At 36.4% G+C, this 18,052-nt stretch carries 12 protein-coding genes and 1 pseudogene; 11 read left to right on the plus strand and 2 right to left on the minus strand.

The features are described 5' to 3' along the window. Positions 1-64: 64 nt before the first annotated feature. The gene (locus RB160_RS03660) at positions 65-601 is read right to left on the minus strand and encodes a GNAT family N-acetyltransferase (RefSeq protein ID WP_316568844.1); all 537 of its coding nucleotides are present in this window, start codon (positions 599-601) and stop codon (positions 65-67) included. Between the two features lie 249 nt (positions 602-850). On the opposite strand from RB160_RS03660, the gene RB160_RS03665 reads away from it, so the two are divergent. The 8 genes and pseudogenes from RB160_RS03665 to RB160_RS03700 all read left to right on the plus strand — a co-directional run bounded on the left by RB160_RS03665 (position 851) and on the right by RB160_RS03700 (position 12,755). Next, positions 851-1,393, plus strand: coding sequence for an RNA polymerase sigma factor (locus RB160_RS03665; RefSeq protein ID WP_316568845.1), 543 nt, complete (start codon positions 851-853; stop codon positions 1,391-1,393). Next, positions 1,365-2,852: a hypothetical protein gene (locus tag RB160_RS03670; protein WP_316568846.1), complete on the plus strand. Its 1,488-nt coding sequence runs from the start codon at positions 1,365-1,367 to the stop codon at positions 2,850-2,852. Before RB160_RS03665 ends, RB160_RS03670 begins: the two co-directional genes overlap by 29 nt. 515 nt (positions 2,853-3,367) lie before the next feature. After that, complete coding sequence (locus RB160_RS03675) at positions 3,368-4,987, plus strand: GmrSD restriction endonuclease domain-containing protein (protein ID WP_316568847.1); 1,620 nt, start codon at positions 3,368-3,370, stop codon at positions 4,985-4,987. A gap of 686 nt (positions 4,988-5,673) precedes the next feature. Then, positions 5,674-6,000 carry a nucleoside triphosphate pyrophosphohydrolase gene (locus RB160_RS03680; protein ID WP_316568848.1) on the plus strand — a complete coding sequence of 109 codons (327 nt, stop codon included), beginning with the start codon at positions 5,674-5,676 and terminating at the stop codon, positions 5,998-6,000. Between the two features lie 456 nt (positions 6,001-6,456). Then, positions 6,457-8,064 carry a type I restriction-modification system subunit M gene (locus tag RB160_RS03685; RefSeq protein WP_316568849.1) on the plus strand — a complete coding sequence of 536 codons (1,608 nt, stop codon included), beginning with the start codon at positions 6,457-6,459 and terminating at the stop codon, positions 8,062-8,064. Further along, a complete protein-coding gene (locus RB160_RS03690; RefSeq protein ID WP_316568850.1) occupies positions 8,051-9,205 on the plus strand; it encodes a restriction endonuclease subunit S in 1,155 nt (384 codons plus the stop codon). Before RB160_RS03685 ends, RB160_RS03690 begins: the two co-directional genes overlap by 14 nt. A gap of 106 nt (positions 9,206-9,311) precedes the next feature. Beyond that, on the plus strand, positions 9,312-12,533 hold the full coding sequence (locus tag RB160_RS03695; RefSeq protein WP_316568851.1) for a type I restriction endonuclease subunit R: 3,222 nt from the start codon (positions 9,312-9,314) through the stop codon (positions 12,531-12,533). Positions 12,534-12,539: 6 nt separating this feature from the next. After that, positions 12,540-12,755, plus strand: a pseudogene (locus RB160_RS03700) (YdbC family protein). Between the two features lie 799 nt (positions 12,756-13,554). On the opposite strand, the gene RB160_RS03705 reads toward RB160_RS03700, so the two are convergent. Further along, entirely contained in the window at positions 13,555-14,499 is a 945-nt protein-coding gene (locus tag RB160_RS03705; protein ID WP_316568852.1) for a hypothetical protein, read from the minus strand. A gap of 287 nt (positions 14,500-14,786) precedes the next feature. On the opposite strand from RB160_RS03705, the gene RB160_RS03710 reads away from it, so the two are divergent. From RB160_RS03710 to RB160_RS03720, 3 genes are all read left to right on the plus strand, one after another. After that, the gene (locus tag RB160_RS03710) at positions 14,787-15,722 is read left to right on the plus strand and encodes a DUF6731 family protein (RefSeq protein WP_316568853.1); all 936 of its coding nucleotides are present in this window, start codon (positions 14,787-14,789) and stop codon (positions 15,720-15,722) included. 30 nt (positions 15,723-15,752) lie between these two features. Continuing rightward, positions 15,753-16,289, plus strand: coding sequence for a hypothetical protein (locus RB160_RS03715; protein WP_316568854.1), 537 nt, complete (start codon positions 15,753-15,755; stop codon positions 16,287-16,289). Positions 16,290-17,606: 1,317 nt separating this feature from the next. Next, positions 17,607-17,969 carry a hypothetical protein gene (locus RB160_RS03720; protein ID WP_316568855.1) on the plus strand — a complete coding sequence of 121 codons (363 nt, stop codon included), beginning with the start codon at positions 17,607-17,609 and terminating at the stop codon, positions 17,967-17,969. Positions 17,970-18,052 lie beyond the last annotated feature (83 nt).

Here is an 18,052-nt window from a genome sequence, read left to right on the forward strand (position 1 = left end):
TAGTGAGGAAACCCCATTCGGATAAGATGCTGATCCCGAATGGGGTTTTTCTTTTTAAAATCTATTAATTTTGAAATTCATCTTTCCCAATTCTCATTATGTATTCATCTCCATCATCAGTCCTTACTGTCTTAACATATTTGAAACCAACTTTTTCATATGTTTTTATCGCGATTACATTATCGGGTTCAGGCCCTAATATACAACTATCTGAATCACTAAGAGAGAATACAATCTCCTTTAAGAACCTGCGAACGATGTGTTTGCCTAATCCTTTATGAATAAATTCATCTTCGCCAATGAATAGATCCAGACCGGAGGCATTTTCATCTATTGCTACCTGTTTTGCGTAATCAGGATAGTCTTTTATTTTATAAGTTTGAATGTACCCGATAGGTTTATTTTCGTATGAAATGATATAACTTTGTGTAGGTTTTTCATCGTTTATGTAGGGCAAATACTTTTCCTTAACCTCATCCAATGTCATTTGTTTTTTTCCATACCATTGGGCAGCAAAACCATTGTTTAACCATTTATGCATTTTCTCCAAGTCGTTCCTATCCAGTTTTCTAAAGCTTAATAAATTGAAATCGTAGCACATAGCCAATTCCTCCAATTTCTTAAAATGCTTATATAATCCGAATTCCTAAAAAAGAATATAGTGGACCTTTCCCTCGTTGCTAGCGACCTCCACCTTGCCGTTTCACGCTTTTTTCCTAATTGCACCAACTCCTAACGTACTTGAATATAAAAATCACTTTCATTTTTTTGAACCACTTTTACAATTTTTATCTATAATTGAAACAAATAACGATTTTATTCGACTTGTTTTATAAAGGGGGGGGAGTTGGTGGGGGGCCATTTGGATATTGAAACTTTATTTAAGGACTACCATCGGGATGTTTACCAGTTTTGTTTGTATTTTACGCATTCCGTCCAGGACGCTGAAGATATAACGCAGGAAACGTTCATTAAAGCGATTAAGAATTTACGGACGCTGACGAATCCGGACCGGGGGAAATACTGGCTCATGGCGATCGCGAGGAACACAGCCATCGACCATTTGCGGAAAAGAAAAATGAAGGAGTTCCTTCCTGACTTTTTTGAAAAAATCATTTCAGGCGAACAATCACTGGACGACCATATCCTTCGCAAGGAAGAGTGGGAAGAAGTGCACCATGCCTTATTAAAAATGAAGCCCCATTATCGGGCAATCATGATCTTACGGGGAATCCAGGAACTGACGGTAAGCGAAACCGCGGAAATACTGCAAATCACAGAGTTGAAGGTCCGGGTCGATTTCCATCGGGCCGTCAAGATTTTGAAAAAAGAAATGCAGGACAGGGAGAGGAAGGTGGTAAGCGATGAATACAAACGACGAATTGACTCGTGAGGTTAAACAATTGCTGAGGCCTATTAAACATCACCCTTCGCTGGAACCCCGGCAGCAATTTGTGCATGAATTGCAGCATAAAATAAGTGAAGCCCAATCAAGCAACAAAAAGCGCTTCAACCTAAAGCCGCTAGCAGCCGTTTGTGCCGCCGCCTTGCTTTACACACTAGTTGTACTTTCCAATAAAGATTTATTTGATTTGAACCTTGCGGGGGAAACGGAGAAGCCGTTTGCGATTGGTGAGGAAGCCAAATTAACGCTGGTTCGGACAATTGAGTACGGGGACGGGAAAGGCCAGGCTGGCTTGACGTTTATGGGCGAAAACGAAACATTGCCCGTCACGGTGACCAGCTTTGATGTGGAAGATGGCACTTTTTATTTACTAGATGAAGCGAAGAGGCAAGTGATCATCGCCGGAAAAAATGGCAAGACTAGCTCCTTTCCTATTAAGGGTAACAACCAATTGACAGGCACCTTGCAAGATATCCTGGTCACTCCGGATAAACAGATTTACATCTTGAACACCTGGGATCCATTCGTTGTGTATCAATATACGGAGAAGGGAAAGCTCGTTAAAACCCACGAATTAACGGCGAACCTGTTCCATCCGGATGAGCTCATTTATGTTAAAAATATCGGTGTTTTGGCAGGCCAAAGCCAGGAACGGTTCCTGAATATTGAAACCAGCGAAATGGTTGAAGGAAAATCACTTCCTTATCAAATGGTAACGGTCAATCGAAAAGAAGCGGTCATCACCATCAATGAGGAAGGAAAGCCAACGGAGCTGACGATTCCATATGAAGAGGGGAAGGGCAATAGTGCAATTGAATCGATAACGGATCGGGAAATCATCTTTACGAAAACAGAGCAGCCGGCGGTCTATAAACCCCTATCGGAAACACATGTTTTCGCCTATAACAAACAAGGCGAAACACTTGGAGGCATCAGGATACCGATTGAAAATCTGATTGAAGTTCCGCAAACAATCAAGTCGAATATAAAGGTCGATAAAAACAAAATCTACTTCCTCTCCACTGAAAAGGAGCAAATCGCAATCTATGAATTAACTCTTGGAAAAAAATACGAGAGTTCTATTAAAGAACAAGCCGCCGAGGCGAAAATCGGCTTCGATTACAAAACATTTGGCCAACCATTCCCAGAACTGGAACAGGAGATTAAAAAGCTGTTCACAACCGGAACGATCTTTTCCCAATATGGTGATGAAACCAGCGTAAATGGCGCCGCCATCGACGAATCTGGAACAGTGGTTGTGGACTTTAAGGAATTTCACGCCGGAGGCCCATCCAGCCATCAAGCCGGCGAAATCGGAAAAGCACTGAATGAAGCGATCTTCCAAAAATTCCCTGAAGTACAAAAAGTATATCTGCAATTCGACGGAAGCTTTAGCGCATGGTGCATTTGGATGCAGACTTCTGAAGAGCCTTGGGTACGGTCGTAACGTTCAGTTTTATATCCTAGTAAGAATAGACTGAACAGTATTATACAGCTTACTCCAACGGTTTGGTTTAGGTTCTACCAAATGGAACAGTATTTTTTCTTAATCCGAAAATTAATCTTCACAGGGGTGAGGGTTCCATCCCTATCAGTTCATCAACAAAAGTCCTTGTTATCAAGGGCTTTTTTTCTCCTTCCCTTTCCATTGAAAAATAGACATCTAGAGACCAAGATATAAGATAAATTTCGTTATGTGAAAATCAAATGAATCGAACTAACTAGAGGTAAGGAATAACGGACTAATAAATGCTGTATAAATGTTGAAATCATTTTCAGTTTATAAAAATAAAGGTACAATATTCATAGGAAATACATGGAGATTTACATAAGTTTATTAATTGTTAATAGTTTAGCTGCTTTTTTCCTGGAATTATAGTCATATGCAAAACTGGAAAAACAGTACTTTGAATATTATGAGCTCTACATAAAAATATTGAAAATTATTAGGAGGTAAATGAGATGTATCAACCGGAACCACAATCAATGACTTTTTCTACTTTAATACATGAAATTGATAAGGGAATAATCAAAATACCCCAATTCCAGAGAGACTTTGTTTGGTCTATTGACCAATCGGGCAGGTTGATAGACAGTATTATTAAGGGATATCCAATCGGGACGTTTATACTTTGGGAATCTCAAGAAAAACTAAGATCGGTACGAAATATTGGTGGAGCAAATTTACCTGATACGCCTCCAGGATCGATGGTTCAGTATGTTTTAGATGGTCAGCAGCGTATGACCAGTTTGTATGCTAGTTTAAAGGGATTAAACGTAAAAAGGGATAAAGGAGCGGATGATTTCTCAGCCATTTTTGTAGACTTAGTTGCTGATGAGGATGATCCAATCATTATTACATCCATTGAAGAACGAGACCCATCGGAAGTAATTTCATTAAGAGATTTACTCAATGGAGGTATTTCTGTATTAGCTGCTTATCCAACAACTATGTATCAAAAATTAGAAGACTATAAAAACCGCTTATATACATATCGATTCTCAACTATTTTACTTAGAGGTGCTTCAATTGACGTAGCAACTGAAGTATTTACGCGACTAAATGTGGGGGGGAAAAGTTTAACTGTATTTGAGATTATGGTGGCTAAAACATATGATGCAGATCAAGATTTTGATTTAGCAGAAAAATTTGAAGCACTTATTGAGAGGCTGGAATTTGTAGGTTATGAAACTATTTCGGATAGCACTGTATTACAAACAATTTCAATTTTATTAGTCGGTGAGTGTGCTAGGAAAAACATATTAAAATTAGATAAACAATCATTTATTAATATTTGGGATCAATTAGTTGATTCAATTGAAAAGGCAGTTGAATATTTTAGGAACTATTTTCGTATACCAGTTTCAAAAATTTTACCCTATAATGCTTTAATAGTTCCATTTTCATACTTTTTTTATCATCATCCAACTAAGCCAGTTAATGAGATGAAGAAATATTTAGATGATTTCTTTTGGCGTGTATCTTTAACAGAACGGTATTCAAGTGGTGTTGAAACGAAATTAGCTCAAGATATTAAAAGAATTGATCAGATTCTTAAAAATCAACTCCCTAGTTATGACTACCAACCGGATACAAGTAAAGATTATATTATTAATAACGGATGGTTTAGTGCTAACCGGAGTTTTATTAAAGCTATCTTATGTCTAATGGCATACAAAGAGCCAAAATCATTTAATGACAATTCAATTGTAAGAATAAATAATGATTGGCTGAAGCAAGCAAATAGTCGAAATTACCATCACTTCTTCCCGCGTTCTTATCTAAAAAATCGTGGTGAAAATGAATTTTATATTAATCATATTGTGAATATCACAATCGTTGATGACTTTTTAAACAAAAATAGGATTCGTTCACAAGCACCTTCTAAATATATGAAAACTTTTAAGATAGAGAACAAAGAGCTTGATAAAGCAATGAAAACACACCTTATAGACGATCTGGAGGTTTATGGTATTTGGAAGGACGATTATGATCTTTTCTTTGAGCAACGAGCCAAAAAAATAAGTCAAGAGCTTACTAAAAGGATTATTCCTCAGAAATTGGGAATACAGAAACAGTAATCATTATCCACTAAACAAATTTAAAAGTATGATTGAAAATTGAGGAATTTATTATTGCAATGGATAAATAATGCAAGCCATGGCTGGCTTCTTCTATGTCGTTCTCAAAATGGTAGTATTTTCCCAATTTTAAGGTCTTTAACAATGCTGGTGACATGGTTGCCATCGTTAGTAAACTCTATGTCATTAAATAGTAAAAGCAATGCCAGCAGTGGTAAATTTTATTAGCAATAAATAAAGGCTATTTACGATGGAGTTGAATCATGAATCCATCGTTTTTTATTAATGTAAACGGGCGGGTCGTTACCTAGGACAATGTAATTTAAAATAATGGGTGATTATGTTAGAAAATACATATTTTGAGATAGCAGGGGAGAAAGATGTCTCTGGAGGTCGAATTTCATAACGATATGGTCAATATTATAGAGAGGCATTAAAGAGCTTAAAGGGCTTAAATGGCAACAAGTGAGGGTGGACTGAAAACTGCAAAAACGCTTTTGAAAGACAAAAATAAAGTCAGTGACGGGTTCCTGAACTTATGAATGCAATCGATTGGGCCTAACTGTAGAGGCCCTTGTGTTAAAAGAAAAATATAAAGCGTTGTTTACAAAGGAAGAAATAGAAGAAGCCAATGAAAAATTGATACAGTATGGATTTCTAAACAAAAATTTAAAGGTGATATTGAAATGCCAATCCACAACAAATTAGTGCGAGACTGCATACCTCGGGTAATTGAAAAAACAGGAAAGAAGTTTTCTACCCGGATTATGAGCCAGGATGAATATGTTAAGGAACTTAAGAAGAAGGCCTTTGAGGAACTTGAAGAATACATGAATACCAAGAATGATACTGATGCAGTTGAGGAACTGGCGGATTTACTTGAAATCATACATGCCTTCGTTGATGTACATAATACTACTTTCGAAAAAATTGAATCTGTTCGTAAGGAAAAGGCCAAGGAAAGAGGCGGTTTTAAAGAGCGGATTTTTCTTATTGAGGTAGAAGATGAGTAATATCCCTTTGATTACGGGCAATCTGGGTGAGCATTTGAAGGAGTAAATAGAAAAAGCGGCAACGATCGCTTGACTTCTATATGTTATGAAATCCGAAGTAGCAAAAAGGTGAAAATGCGAAAACTGATTGAAGGGATCTTAGTGGACGTGCTAAGTGGGAGCTTTGGATTGGAGTCTGCCAAAGACCTATATGCTGTTCATGCTATAAAGAAAATTTATATTAAACTTAAATTTAATAACAAATAAATAGTATAATAGATATGGAAATTATCAGGGAGGTAAAACCTAATTACAATTGAAATTAAATGTATGGCAGATAAAATACAGCGTTGTACAGCAGGGTTCCTATTATCTGCGACCAAGTATTTATGTAAAAGAGATAACTGTAAAATACTATGACTTATCAATTAACAAGTATAAAGAGAATGAATTAAAAATTGGGGGAATGATTAAAAAATGGCAAAAGCTACGAAAACTAAGAAAATAAAAGAGGTTACTCTTGAAAGTATATTATGGAATTGTCGTGTAGCCCTGCGTGGAATTGGCAGCACAGAAAAAAACAGAGATGCAGTTATCGGATTAGTATTTTTAAAATTTGCAGGAGATAAATTTGAAAAACGTCGTGCCGAAATAAAAGAACAGTACGGTGATGTTCCAGCGTTTCTAGATAAAGCATCGTTTTACAATGCTGTAAATGTGTTCTATGTTAATGAAACTGCTAGATGGTCATTTATTGTAAAAAATGCTAGTGCTAATGATATTGCCGTTATCATTGATAAAGCTATGGCAGATATTGAGGCGAGTAATAATTCTCTAAAAGGGGCATTGCCACAAAATTTATTTGCTACTTTAGGAGCGAGTAAGGAATCAATTAAGGCTTTAATTGACGAAATTAATAAAATTGACGAACAGCGTTTTCGTGATGAGGATTTAATTGGTCGTGTGTACGAATATTTCTTACAAATTTATGCTGCTGCTGGTACCAAGGAAGATGGAGAATTCTACACACCAGCTTCCGTAGTTAAACTTATTGCAGAAATTATTGAACCTTATAGTGGAGTTGTATATGACCCATGTTGTGGTTCTGGAGGTATGTTTGTACAGTCTCTGAAATTTGTTGATCAACATAACGGAAATAGGCACAAAGTTTCAATTATCGGTCAGGAAAGTAAACAGGATACATGGCGGCTTTGTAAAATGAATCTTGCAATCCGAGGTATTGCGCATAATTTAGGTGATAAAAATGCATCTACTTTTACTGAAGATTTACATGTTGATAAAAAAGTAGACTACATCATGGCGAACCCTCCATTTAACCTTAAAGGATGGCGAGGTGAAGATCAGTTAACTGATGATCCACGTTTTAAAGGTTTTGCAATTCCACCTGTTTCGAATGCAAACTATGCTTGGATTCTTCATATGCTGTCTAAACTTGATGTAACGAATGGTATTGCAGGATTCCTTCTTGCTAATGGTGCGCTTAATGCAGATGGAACCGAATATGAAATCCGAAAAACGCTTTTAGAACGTGATAAAATTGAAGCAATTATTGTTTTGCCTCGTGATATGTTTTATACGACAGATATATCCGTTACTTTATGGATTATAAATATGAATAAACGAGCGAGAACTGTAAATGGTAGACATTTACGTGATCGTACAAATGAAGTGCTTTTTATGGATCTACGTCAGTGGAGTGAAAATATTGAGGAAATTGTGATTGATAAAGGAAAGAAAAAGAAAAAGACAGTCTTGGACGATAGCCAAATCGCTGAAATAAAGAAGGTTTATAACAATTGGCAGGCAGCAGATACTAGCCTTTATACCGATGTACCGGAATTCTGTAAGTCTGTTAGGCTTGACGGTGAAGATGGTATTCGTGCTAAGAACTATTCTCTTGAGCCGAGTAAATATATCGAATTTGTTGATCGCGATTTAGAAATAGATTTTGAAAAGGAAATGGCTCGTATCCAAGTAGAAATGCAAGAAGTGATGAAAGCAGAGAAGAAATCGCAGACCTTACTGGAAGAAGCATTCAGGGGGATTGGTTATGGGATTGACTAAACTAGGATTATATATTGAGCAGTTAGATTTACGTAATAATGAAAACTTATATAAAGAGGACGCTGTTGTGGGGTTGTCTACACAAAAACAGATGATTAAAACAAAGGCTGATTTAGAAGGCGTTAGTTTAACATCATATAAATTAATGCCACCGGGTTCATTTGCCTATGTTCCCGACACGTCTAGGCGTGGAGATAAGATGTCTCTTGGATTCAATGATACAGCAGAAACATTTCTTGTATCTTCGATATCCATCGTATTTATAGTGAAGAAAATCGATGAGCTGCTTTCTTACTATCTGTATATGTACTTCAATCGTCCAGAGTTTGATCGTTATGCACGATATAATTCATGGGGTTCAGCAAGGGAGACCTTTTCGTGGGACGATATGTGTGATATTGATATTGACCTCCCACCTATTCCAATTCAGCAAAAATATATTGATGTGTACAATGCCATGCTTGCCAACCAACAAAGTTATGAACGTGGTCTTGAAGATTTGAAGCTTGTTTGTGATGGTTATATTGAGGATTTGCAAAGAAAAATACCTTCCGAGAGAATTGGGGATTATATCCAACTTTCAGAGGATAGAAATGAAGAACTAAAATATGGGATTGCAGATGTTCGAGGTATTTCTATCGAAAAGCGTTTCATAGAAACCAAAGCAGAAATGCAAGGTGTAGGGTTGAAACCTTACTATATTATTCATCCAGATGAATTTGCATATATAACCGTAACATCCAGAAACGGAGAAAAAATCTCATTAGCGCATAACGGGACAGAGGAAACCTATATTTGTTCTTCGTCCTATATAGTTTTTCGCTCGATGAATGCCGAAAAATTATACCCAAAGTATCTAAAAATCTTCTTCAGTAGGAACGAATTTGATCGCTATGCGCGTTTTAATTCTTGGGGTAGCGCAAGGGAGACTTTTGACTGGGAAGATATGTGTGATGTTAAAATCCCTATCCCGGATATAAAAGTTCAACATGCTATTGCAGATATTTACACTGCATATACAACTCGTAAAGAAATTAATGAAAAACTTAAAGCACAACTAAAAGACCTCTGTCCAGTACTTATTAAAGGTTCGCTTGAAGAAGCGAAACACCCAAAAGTAACTGAAATGTATTTGGTATAGAAGTATTAGAATAGGCCCATTATGCCCTTTTTGATTTAATCATTTTTTGTACATGAAGTTGAGTGTCATGACTATTTAGCATCCATATTTAAAAGGGGAGATGTGTGTGGACTACATCTTTGAAAAAGGGAAATTTACCGAAGAAGAGCTTGAAAAAGCTATTATAGCTCTTTTTGAACTGCAGGATTATACCTATGTTAACGGTGAGGATATTCACAGAAAATACGAGGATATTCTGCTATTGGATGATCTTAGGGAGTTTATTACTGAACGTTATGAATCTGAAAATTTAACAGAAAATGAATTAGGTAAAATCATTAATAGAATTAGTCTGATTCAATCTTCACCTCTGTATATCGGAAATAGAGAGACGTTTTGGTTGGTAAATGAGGGCTTTGACTTAGTACGTGATGATATAAATAAGGTTGCTCTGCATGTTGATTATATTGATTTTGAAAAACCGAAAAACAACAAATTTAAAGTCGTGAATCAATATTCTGTGCAAGGAGAGCGTTTACGTCGTCCTGATTTGATTGTATTTATTAATGGTATTCCAGTTGCAATTTGTGAATTCAAATCAGCTATTTTAGAGGACACAACGGTTTATGATGCATGGGAACAAATTACTATTCGATACTGCCGTGATATTCCGAAATTAATGAAGTACTGCTTTTTATCAATCATCAGTGATGGTGCTAATACAAAAATGGGTAGTATATTTACACCATATGAATATTATTACTCATGGAATAAAGCGAATGATTTAGACAAAGTTTCTAATGGTATCAGTTCATTGCTTACAATGATACAAGGAGCATTTGCCAAAGACCGTGTCACACACTTATTAAGAGACTTTGTGTTCTATCCTGATGATAGTAAGAAGAATGAGGCTATTGTTTGCCGATACCCACAGTTTTTTGGAGCATTAAAGATGCTTGATAACGTTAAGGCACATTTGCGTCCAGCTGGAGATGGTAAAGGTGGTACGTATTTCGGAGCAACCGGTTGCGGTAAAACTTACACCATGCTATTTCTGTCTCGTTTGATTACTCTCCGTGATAGAAATTCATTTAATAATCCTACTATTGTTATTATTGCTGACCGAGAAGATTTAGATACACAAACGTCGGAACTTTTTGTAACGGCAAAGAAATTTCTGCATGAAAACGATGTCCGAAGCATTGAAACACGTAAGGATTTAATGGACACGTTGATGGATAAGCCTAGTGGTGGTGTTTATATTACTACCATTCAGAAATTCTGTGAGAATACAGGGTTATTATCCAATCGTAATAATATTATTTGCATTTCGGATGAAGCACATAGAACACAGACCGGTGTAGGCGCAAAACTTAAAAAAACAGATAAAGGTGTATTTACTACCTTTGGTTTTGCTAAATATCTACGTGATAGCTTCCCAAATGCAACGTATTGTGGATTTACGGGAACGCCTATTGATGAAACAATTGCTGTATTTGGTGATGTAGTTGATAGCTATACTATGAAAGAATCAAGTGATGATGGGATCACTGTCCGAATAGCTTATGAGCCAAGGCTTGCGCGTGTTATTTTATCTGATCAACAAGCTAAAGAGATACAGAAATATTACGAAGAGTGTTCTCAAGAAGGTTCGAATCCAGAGCAGATTGAGGAAAGTCAGCGTGCTATGAGTAAAATGACAAAAATCCTTGGCCACCCGGATAGGTTAAAAAAATTGGCAAATGATATTGTAAACCATTACGAAGCATTATGTGAAGAAAAACCGGAAATTGTACAAAAAGCAATGATTGTATGTGCAGATAGAACGCTTGCGTATCGTGTTTTGAAAGAAATTCTTGCCATTAGACCTGATTGGGGCGAAAAACGAAAAGCAGAGGATGAAAGCGCTCTCTCGAACGAACAACTTGACAAATTAATCCCTCTGCCAAAAATAAATCTTGTTGCAACCCAAGGTACCAATGATGAAAAAGATCTATTTGATCTTTGTGGTACTAAAGAATATAGAAAAAAGCTTGATAAGCAGTTTAAGAATAACGATTCTAATTTTAGAATTGCTATTGTTGTAGATATGTGGATTACAGGTTTTGATGTGCCATCCCTTGCTGCAATGTATATTGATAAACCATTGCAGAAGCATACCCTTGTTCAAACAATTTCGCGTGTCAACCGTGTTTTTGATGGCAAAGAAAAGGGTATAGTGGTTGATTACATTGGAATTAAAAATGATATGCTTGAAGCTGTGAAAAAATATGGATCACCACAAGAAAGCCCAATTGACGAAATCAAGGTTTCTCTGTCTGTTTTTCGTAATCATTTATCATTAATAGATGATTTGTTAATAGGATTTAATGCATCTAATTTTTATAATGGTGAACCATTGGAACGGTTGATGTGTTTAAATATGGCTGCAGAGTATGTGCAGACAAGCAAAGAGTTAGAGACACGGTTCATGGGACTATCTCGTCGTTTGAAAGGAGCTTATGTAATCTGCTTCCCGACAGGCGAACTTACTGACGAAGAGACAGCAAAATCACAGTTCTTTCTTGCTATTCGTTCTATCATATATAAGCAAACTAAAGGAAATGCGCCTGATGCAGAAGTTATGAACCGTGTTGTAGAAGAGATGGTGAAGAACGCGATTGCTTGTACGGGTATAGAAAATATTGTAGATGGGAACAAATCTGTAGATTTGTTCAGTGAAGAGTTTATTGAACAGTTGAATACAATAAAATTACCAATTTCAAAATTCAATGCTTTATTGAAGCTACTAAGAAAAGCAATTACTAGTTATGGACGTACAAATAAAGTTAAAGCAATGGAGTTTGATGAGAGACTAAAGAGGGTTGTTGAAGCTTACAACAGCAGAGATAAACTTGTATTCACAAGTGAAGTCGTATCAGATTTTGTTAATGATTTGTCTGAGGAACTTTTGAAGATATTTAAAGATTTACAAGCAGATAAAACATCTTTTGAGGAACTAGGTATTACGTTTGAAGAAAAGGCGTTTTACGATATTCTTGTTAAGGTACGTGATGACCATGATTTTCCTTATGCCAATGATAAGTGTCTTATACTTGCAAGGAAAATTAAAGATCTTGTTAAAGATAAAACACAATTTGCTGACTGGTCTACTCGTGATGACATAAAAAATCAAATGAATATGGACTTAACTGTATTACTTTATAAAAATGGCTATCCTCCTGAATGGGACGAAGAAGTGTTTGAGAAAGTTATGGAACAAGCGGAAAATTTCAAGAAATACGGTACTAATGTGGAAGATGTGCTAATAAGCCGAGCTGTAGGATCACATGAAGATTACCGATTATAGACTTAAATTGCTATAAAAGGAGTGTTATACAAGGCAAAAAATAAATTTGAAATAACAGAGCAAATCGCTGTCCTTTCTGCATCTTCAAAAGGATGGACGAAGGAGTTGAACCTAATCAGCTGGAATAGTCGTTAACCAAAATTAGACATCAGCGAATGGGACCCGAATCACGAAAAAATGGACAAAGGTGTTTCGTTAGCAAAGAGGAACTGGATAATTTGAAATAGGCATTAAGATCCCTCGACTGATTAAATGATTGAATTTAAAGAGCTTTTCATGAGTTTATGGAACTTTTGAGAAGCTTTTTTAATTTGTATTGATTATCGAACACGAACCACTTTAACAAAAGACAAAAGATTTACTTGGGTAAAACGGCCATAGGGAATAGGAGGGGTCCCATGAACCAATTAACGATCTTAGATGCGTTAGAACAATTTGATCCTGACCTCGCTCAATGGGATGACATTCTTGACAATCACGCGCAATGCAACATACTTGCCTACATACCGAAGATGTCTTGTCACTTCTTGAACAGGGGTATGCAGGCCCGGGCAATCCCGAAAAGGAGCGAATCTATAAACTCTGGAGCATTTATGCTTACGCTATCTTTGGTGATGTTTAGAATAAAGCATGTCGCATGCTCGAGGGTTACAGGGAGGTAGAAAAACCTTGAGTAATAGAAAAAAGCCGTAGATATAGATATCCAGACCAGGAATACTTCAGCCGGATAGAGTAGTTGAGTATTTGCTATTAAGGAGAGGAAGTATGCTTAAATACACGGAATTCACTGAGGAAGCACAGCTCGCTCGCTGCAAGGGAAGGTTTAATTGATGATTACGAAGTTTTCCAGTTTAAAAAGGTATAAATAGTCACATGAGATCTCAGAGGGACTTGTTATCCCGTATGGATGGAAACCGGTTTGATTAAGATGGTATCCTAGTTTCCCGCGGCGGCTGGGATAACGACTTAATAAGCAATTTGTTTCAAACAAAAAAAGGGAGCCAACTATGGCTCTCCTGGATCAACCCCTATTATTTTGATCTTTATTAATAATAGCTTGGGCATGCTTTAACATTGTGGATGCGGTTTCCATTGCCTCTTTTGCAAAACTTACATCTTCTCTACTAAATTTTCCGATCTCGGGCCATTTAATTTCATCACCTAATATTTTCACAATTTCTGTTTTCCTATTCTCTGTAAGATTTTTTAATTCTGATAAATCCTTTGCGATCAGGGCAAGTAGCAAATATTTATCGAAAATCGCTTTTGATTTCATTAAGTAGGTAGATGTATCGACAAAGTGCCGGTATTGCTTAAGAAACCAAGCGCTTAAAAACTCGATAAATATAAAAAGAAATGTGGAAGAAATAATGCCGTAAATAATCTGAGTTTTAAAACCGAGAATGCTCGCTCTCCATTGCCAAAAGATAATGCTTAAAATGTATAAGAGAATTCCGACAATAGAAAGAGTAATCCCTCTCCCTAAAAGTAAGGATGCTTTTCTATCAGCGCTTTCTGCCTTAACTTGAAAACTGTTGACGATTTGCATGCAGTATTGTTCGTAACTGCCAACACTTTGGACATAAAGATTTGGAGTAATATAATTTTCCACCGTTTTGTTTGGTTTGTCTTCTGAATGGGTTTGTTCTTTAGTTTCAGCTTTTTTTGTAGAAGAATCATTTAAATCTCTTTTATTGTTGTAAATATTATTATCTACCTGCACAAATTCGTTTTTGGTTATTGTCAAAATGAAATCCTTTGACAAAAACAATAAGGATAAACCAATTAAAAAGATTGAAATAGCTTTTAAGGGATTATGGTTAATTAAATTATAAAGTTGATCTATCGAGCCGAATTTTTCACTAGCCATGTATAGTAAGCCTGCTAAGTATAAAAGAACTAGGGAAGGAAATAATCTCCGGTATTTATTAAACATCTTAAATAGTAGTCCATTTTTTTGATTCATAAATGTAATATCCCCTTTTAGTATAGATATTTTTAGTTTAGAAATATTATCAAATTTTGTAAATACCTATCTATGATACTTAATGATAGTTCTGTTCGAATGAATAAGGGAATTACGTTGAAAAAGATACTTTTATATTATCGGTAAAAATATATCATCTTGTCGAAATGAGATGTTTACTTTAGCACAATCAAATACGAACTTTTAATTAATATGGAATAATTTAGAAGGTATTTCCCCTCGTATGTCGAAACAATTGATAACTTGGAAAATTAGGAGGGGGATTAATGGCATACAGAAAAGTAAGATTCGAGTATTATCACGTCGTTTCCAGGAGAACGGATGATGGAGTAAATCAAAGAGACCGTCTATTCGACTTAGTAGAGTGGATGAATGCAGCACGGGCTCTTTCCTTGGCGGCAAGGACCTACGATTACCGTTCAGAGAGGGTGCGTTTGGATCATGCTTATTGGGACGAGGATTTTGAATTCTACTTTTTACATTTCGTTCGGTTGAGAGATACAAATATTCCGTCTAAAGCAAGGACTAATTCTCAAGTAGAAGCTTTTGAATTACAAGACGATGAGTTTTTAGGGGAAGAGGTATCAGCACTTTACGATAGCAGCAATAATGTCCTGATGCTTCAAAGAAATAAATACAGCCTTGGACCAAGTGGCATAGAGGAATATTTAAATTTAGTGTGGAATAATGATAATGAGACCATTTATTTGAGGCCCATTTGTCCTCCTAACTCATTTGAATTAGCGAGAGATGCCGACGAATACAGGAAAATCAATATTAGGTTTGCTGACTTGAATGTTGCTACACGACGAACATATATCGATAATTTAAGGTCTCCACTTAAAACTTTGCTGCAAGGTTTTGAGGAGTACGAAGGATTGAATGCACAGCTGGTAATTACGGTGGGTAATAATCGCGGAGTATCTCTACACAATGAAACGATAATGGATACCTTAACTGATATTGAGGAAAACCCCGAAATCTTCTCCAAGGCGGAAATAGCCAAAAAGGACGATGACAGTGCAAGGGTGGAATTAATTGACTTGTTTGAACACAAGGCGCATGACTTTGCTACTTTTAGAATGGAGGCCAGGGCTACACTTAACCACTTCAGAATAGCCGAAGAAATGTGGTCAATCTATAGCCCTAAAGAGGAGTGTCGAAACCGGCAACGTGACATAAATCAATATTTGAGAGTATAAATTCAAATTGGAAGAGAGGGCAAAGGTCGCATGGATAAATTGGGAAGATGGTTTCATTCGTTTTATCCGTACCTTATTTCCCTGTTAGTTACTTATTCGCTTTTTCGCTACTACATAGACTATAGGATGCCGAATTTTGATAAAGTATTAGATGGAAGTATTACTTTTAGTTCAATTGTAGTTGGTTTCCTAGGCGCATTATTAGCTATTTTACTGAGTATTAAAGATAGTGCCATCGTCCAACTTATATTTAATACAAAAGAGAAACTTACATTAAAAAGATACTTCCATGAAACTTTTTTAATCGGTTTCTTAGTTGTAATCTTTTCATCGATAATGCACGTCTTACGAGGCTACGACGAAAAATATGTAGTAATACTTTTCTACGTATGGTCCTTTACAACAGTTAGTTTCATCCCTTTGACTTATAGGATAGTTGGTATATTGATGGCCGTTTTCTTTAAAGCAAATTCTACAGATGCCAGGGTAAGGCCAGGAACTGATAAAAGCGACATGCAAGATAGGGTAGAGAGAGAAAAAAAGCTAAGAAAAAATCTTTCAAAGTAAGCATCCCTTTACGGGATGTTTTTTTGGTTACTCCAATCCTGGCCTCGGCTGACGTTTGGGCGGTAGACTGAGGTTTTTGTATTCCCCTCCTTTCGCGTCTGTGACTGCAGCGGAGTACAAGAAATACGACAAGTACAGAAGTGAAAAGGGAACTGCGGCACTCAAAAATTTAATAGAGTGGGAATTGATTTGCTTCCAAGCAATGATCCGTGATTTTGGCTAAAACAAACATTGCCTGGCAAGGACAGCGCATGGTTGACCACATTGAACGGATACCGTTACGAAGCGTATAAATGATGGGTTAAAATCTAAAAGTGTGGGGAAGCTTTGTAGAAGTGATATTAATTAGAAGTCCCTAAATTTATTTAAAAATCTTTCATTAATGTGAAATATAGGAATTCTCTCAAGCATAAGTATGTTTAAGACTTATAAAGAGCGTGGAACAGATGATAATCAATAAATGACATAAAGCTAAATATCATGTCAAAACAGCAGTACAAAAAATTAATAGGCACAGGGACTACCCGCCAATTTAATTGGGGGGTGCTCCCTCCCTATTGATCGGTTATGTAGCTCCCTTTTTTTTCGCCGGTATGGAGCGTTGACATGAAAATTTTCAATGTAGAACATGTAGAAAAGAGTGAGAAAGATGTATGCGACATCGAACTCATTCATTTGGAGCTGGAGGGCGAACTTGACATCTATGCAATCACTCCATCTCACGAACCCGTGGAGAATGAATATGCTCCCTTTTGCAGACCCTTTCCCTGCACATGAGGAGGCCATCTCTCCTGATGATAACACTTTGGACCGATATCGGAAGAGACCCAACGTAAATGGTTTGAGGAGTGAAAAGGAAGCAACCAATACTACGTAACCCCTTATCATTACATATCGGTAAAAACGGAGATGGAAAGGGTATAACGAAAGTCGATTATTGGCACGAGCAGAATGAGATGGTTAATGAAGTTTGGGCATAGAATGCGATGATGTTAAAGGGGATGCAGCCCCACGTTCAAGCACCATACTTGGGTGAAGGATGCAAGAGCTTTCACATGAGCATGTACTTTTTTGTCATGGTCATATGAATATGGTTAGGAATATTCAAATGACTGATTTAGATGTCAGAAGACAACATAATCCTTTTTCAACTTTAAATAGATTTAATAATACATCTAAGTTTTTACCGTTCCAAAATAGGAACGGCTTTTTTATATGTTATCGACACAGAATGTTGGAATTCGACAAAATAAATCTGATAATCTGAGTGTTATGCTGATTATGCAAGCATTTTACAAAACTGTTAGGAGGCTAAACATGTTTCAAAATATTAACGGAGTACAGATTAGGGAGCATGATGAAACAAGAGAACTACCTAACATCACAGAAAAACGCTTTGAAATTGAGTATGTTGACAACGTGTATTTACATAAGGTTATTTGCTTGGATTTCATTAATATGCCAGTTAAACAAAAGGGATTAATAAAAAGTAAAGATCTTGGTAGACACTGGATGCTAGTTGTAAAACACAACGATTTTGTAGAAAATAGGCTGCTTTATGCTGAGGTGGGCTGTATAATTCACGATAAAATTCGCGACTTTCTTTGTGAAGAATATGGATATGAAAGTGGGAAAATCCCAATCCTTATGGATCAAAAAGAAAAAGTGTACAAAAATTGAGTTTAAGAGTTTCCAAGAGTACAGTACATAATGGGATAAGGTTAGGAAAAGAAGTCCATATGCGTACAGATGGTAATGAACAC

It is taken from the genome of Neobacillus sp. YIM B06451 (assembly GCF_032667185.1).
Lineage (GTDB): Bacteria > Bacillota > Bacilli > Bacillales > Cytobacillaceae > Bacillus_D.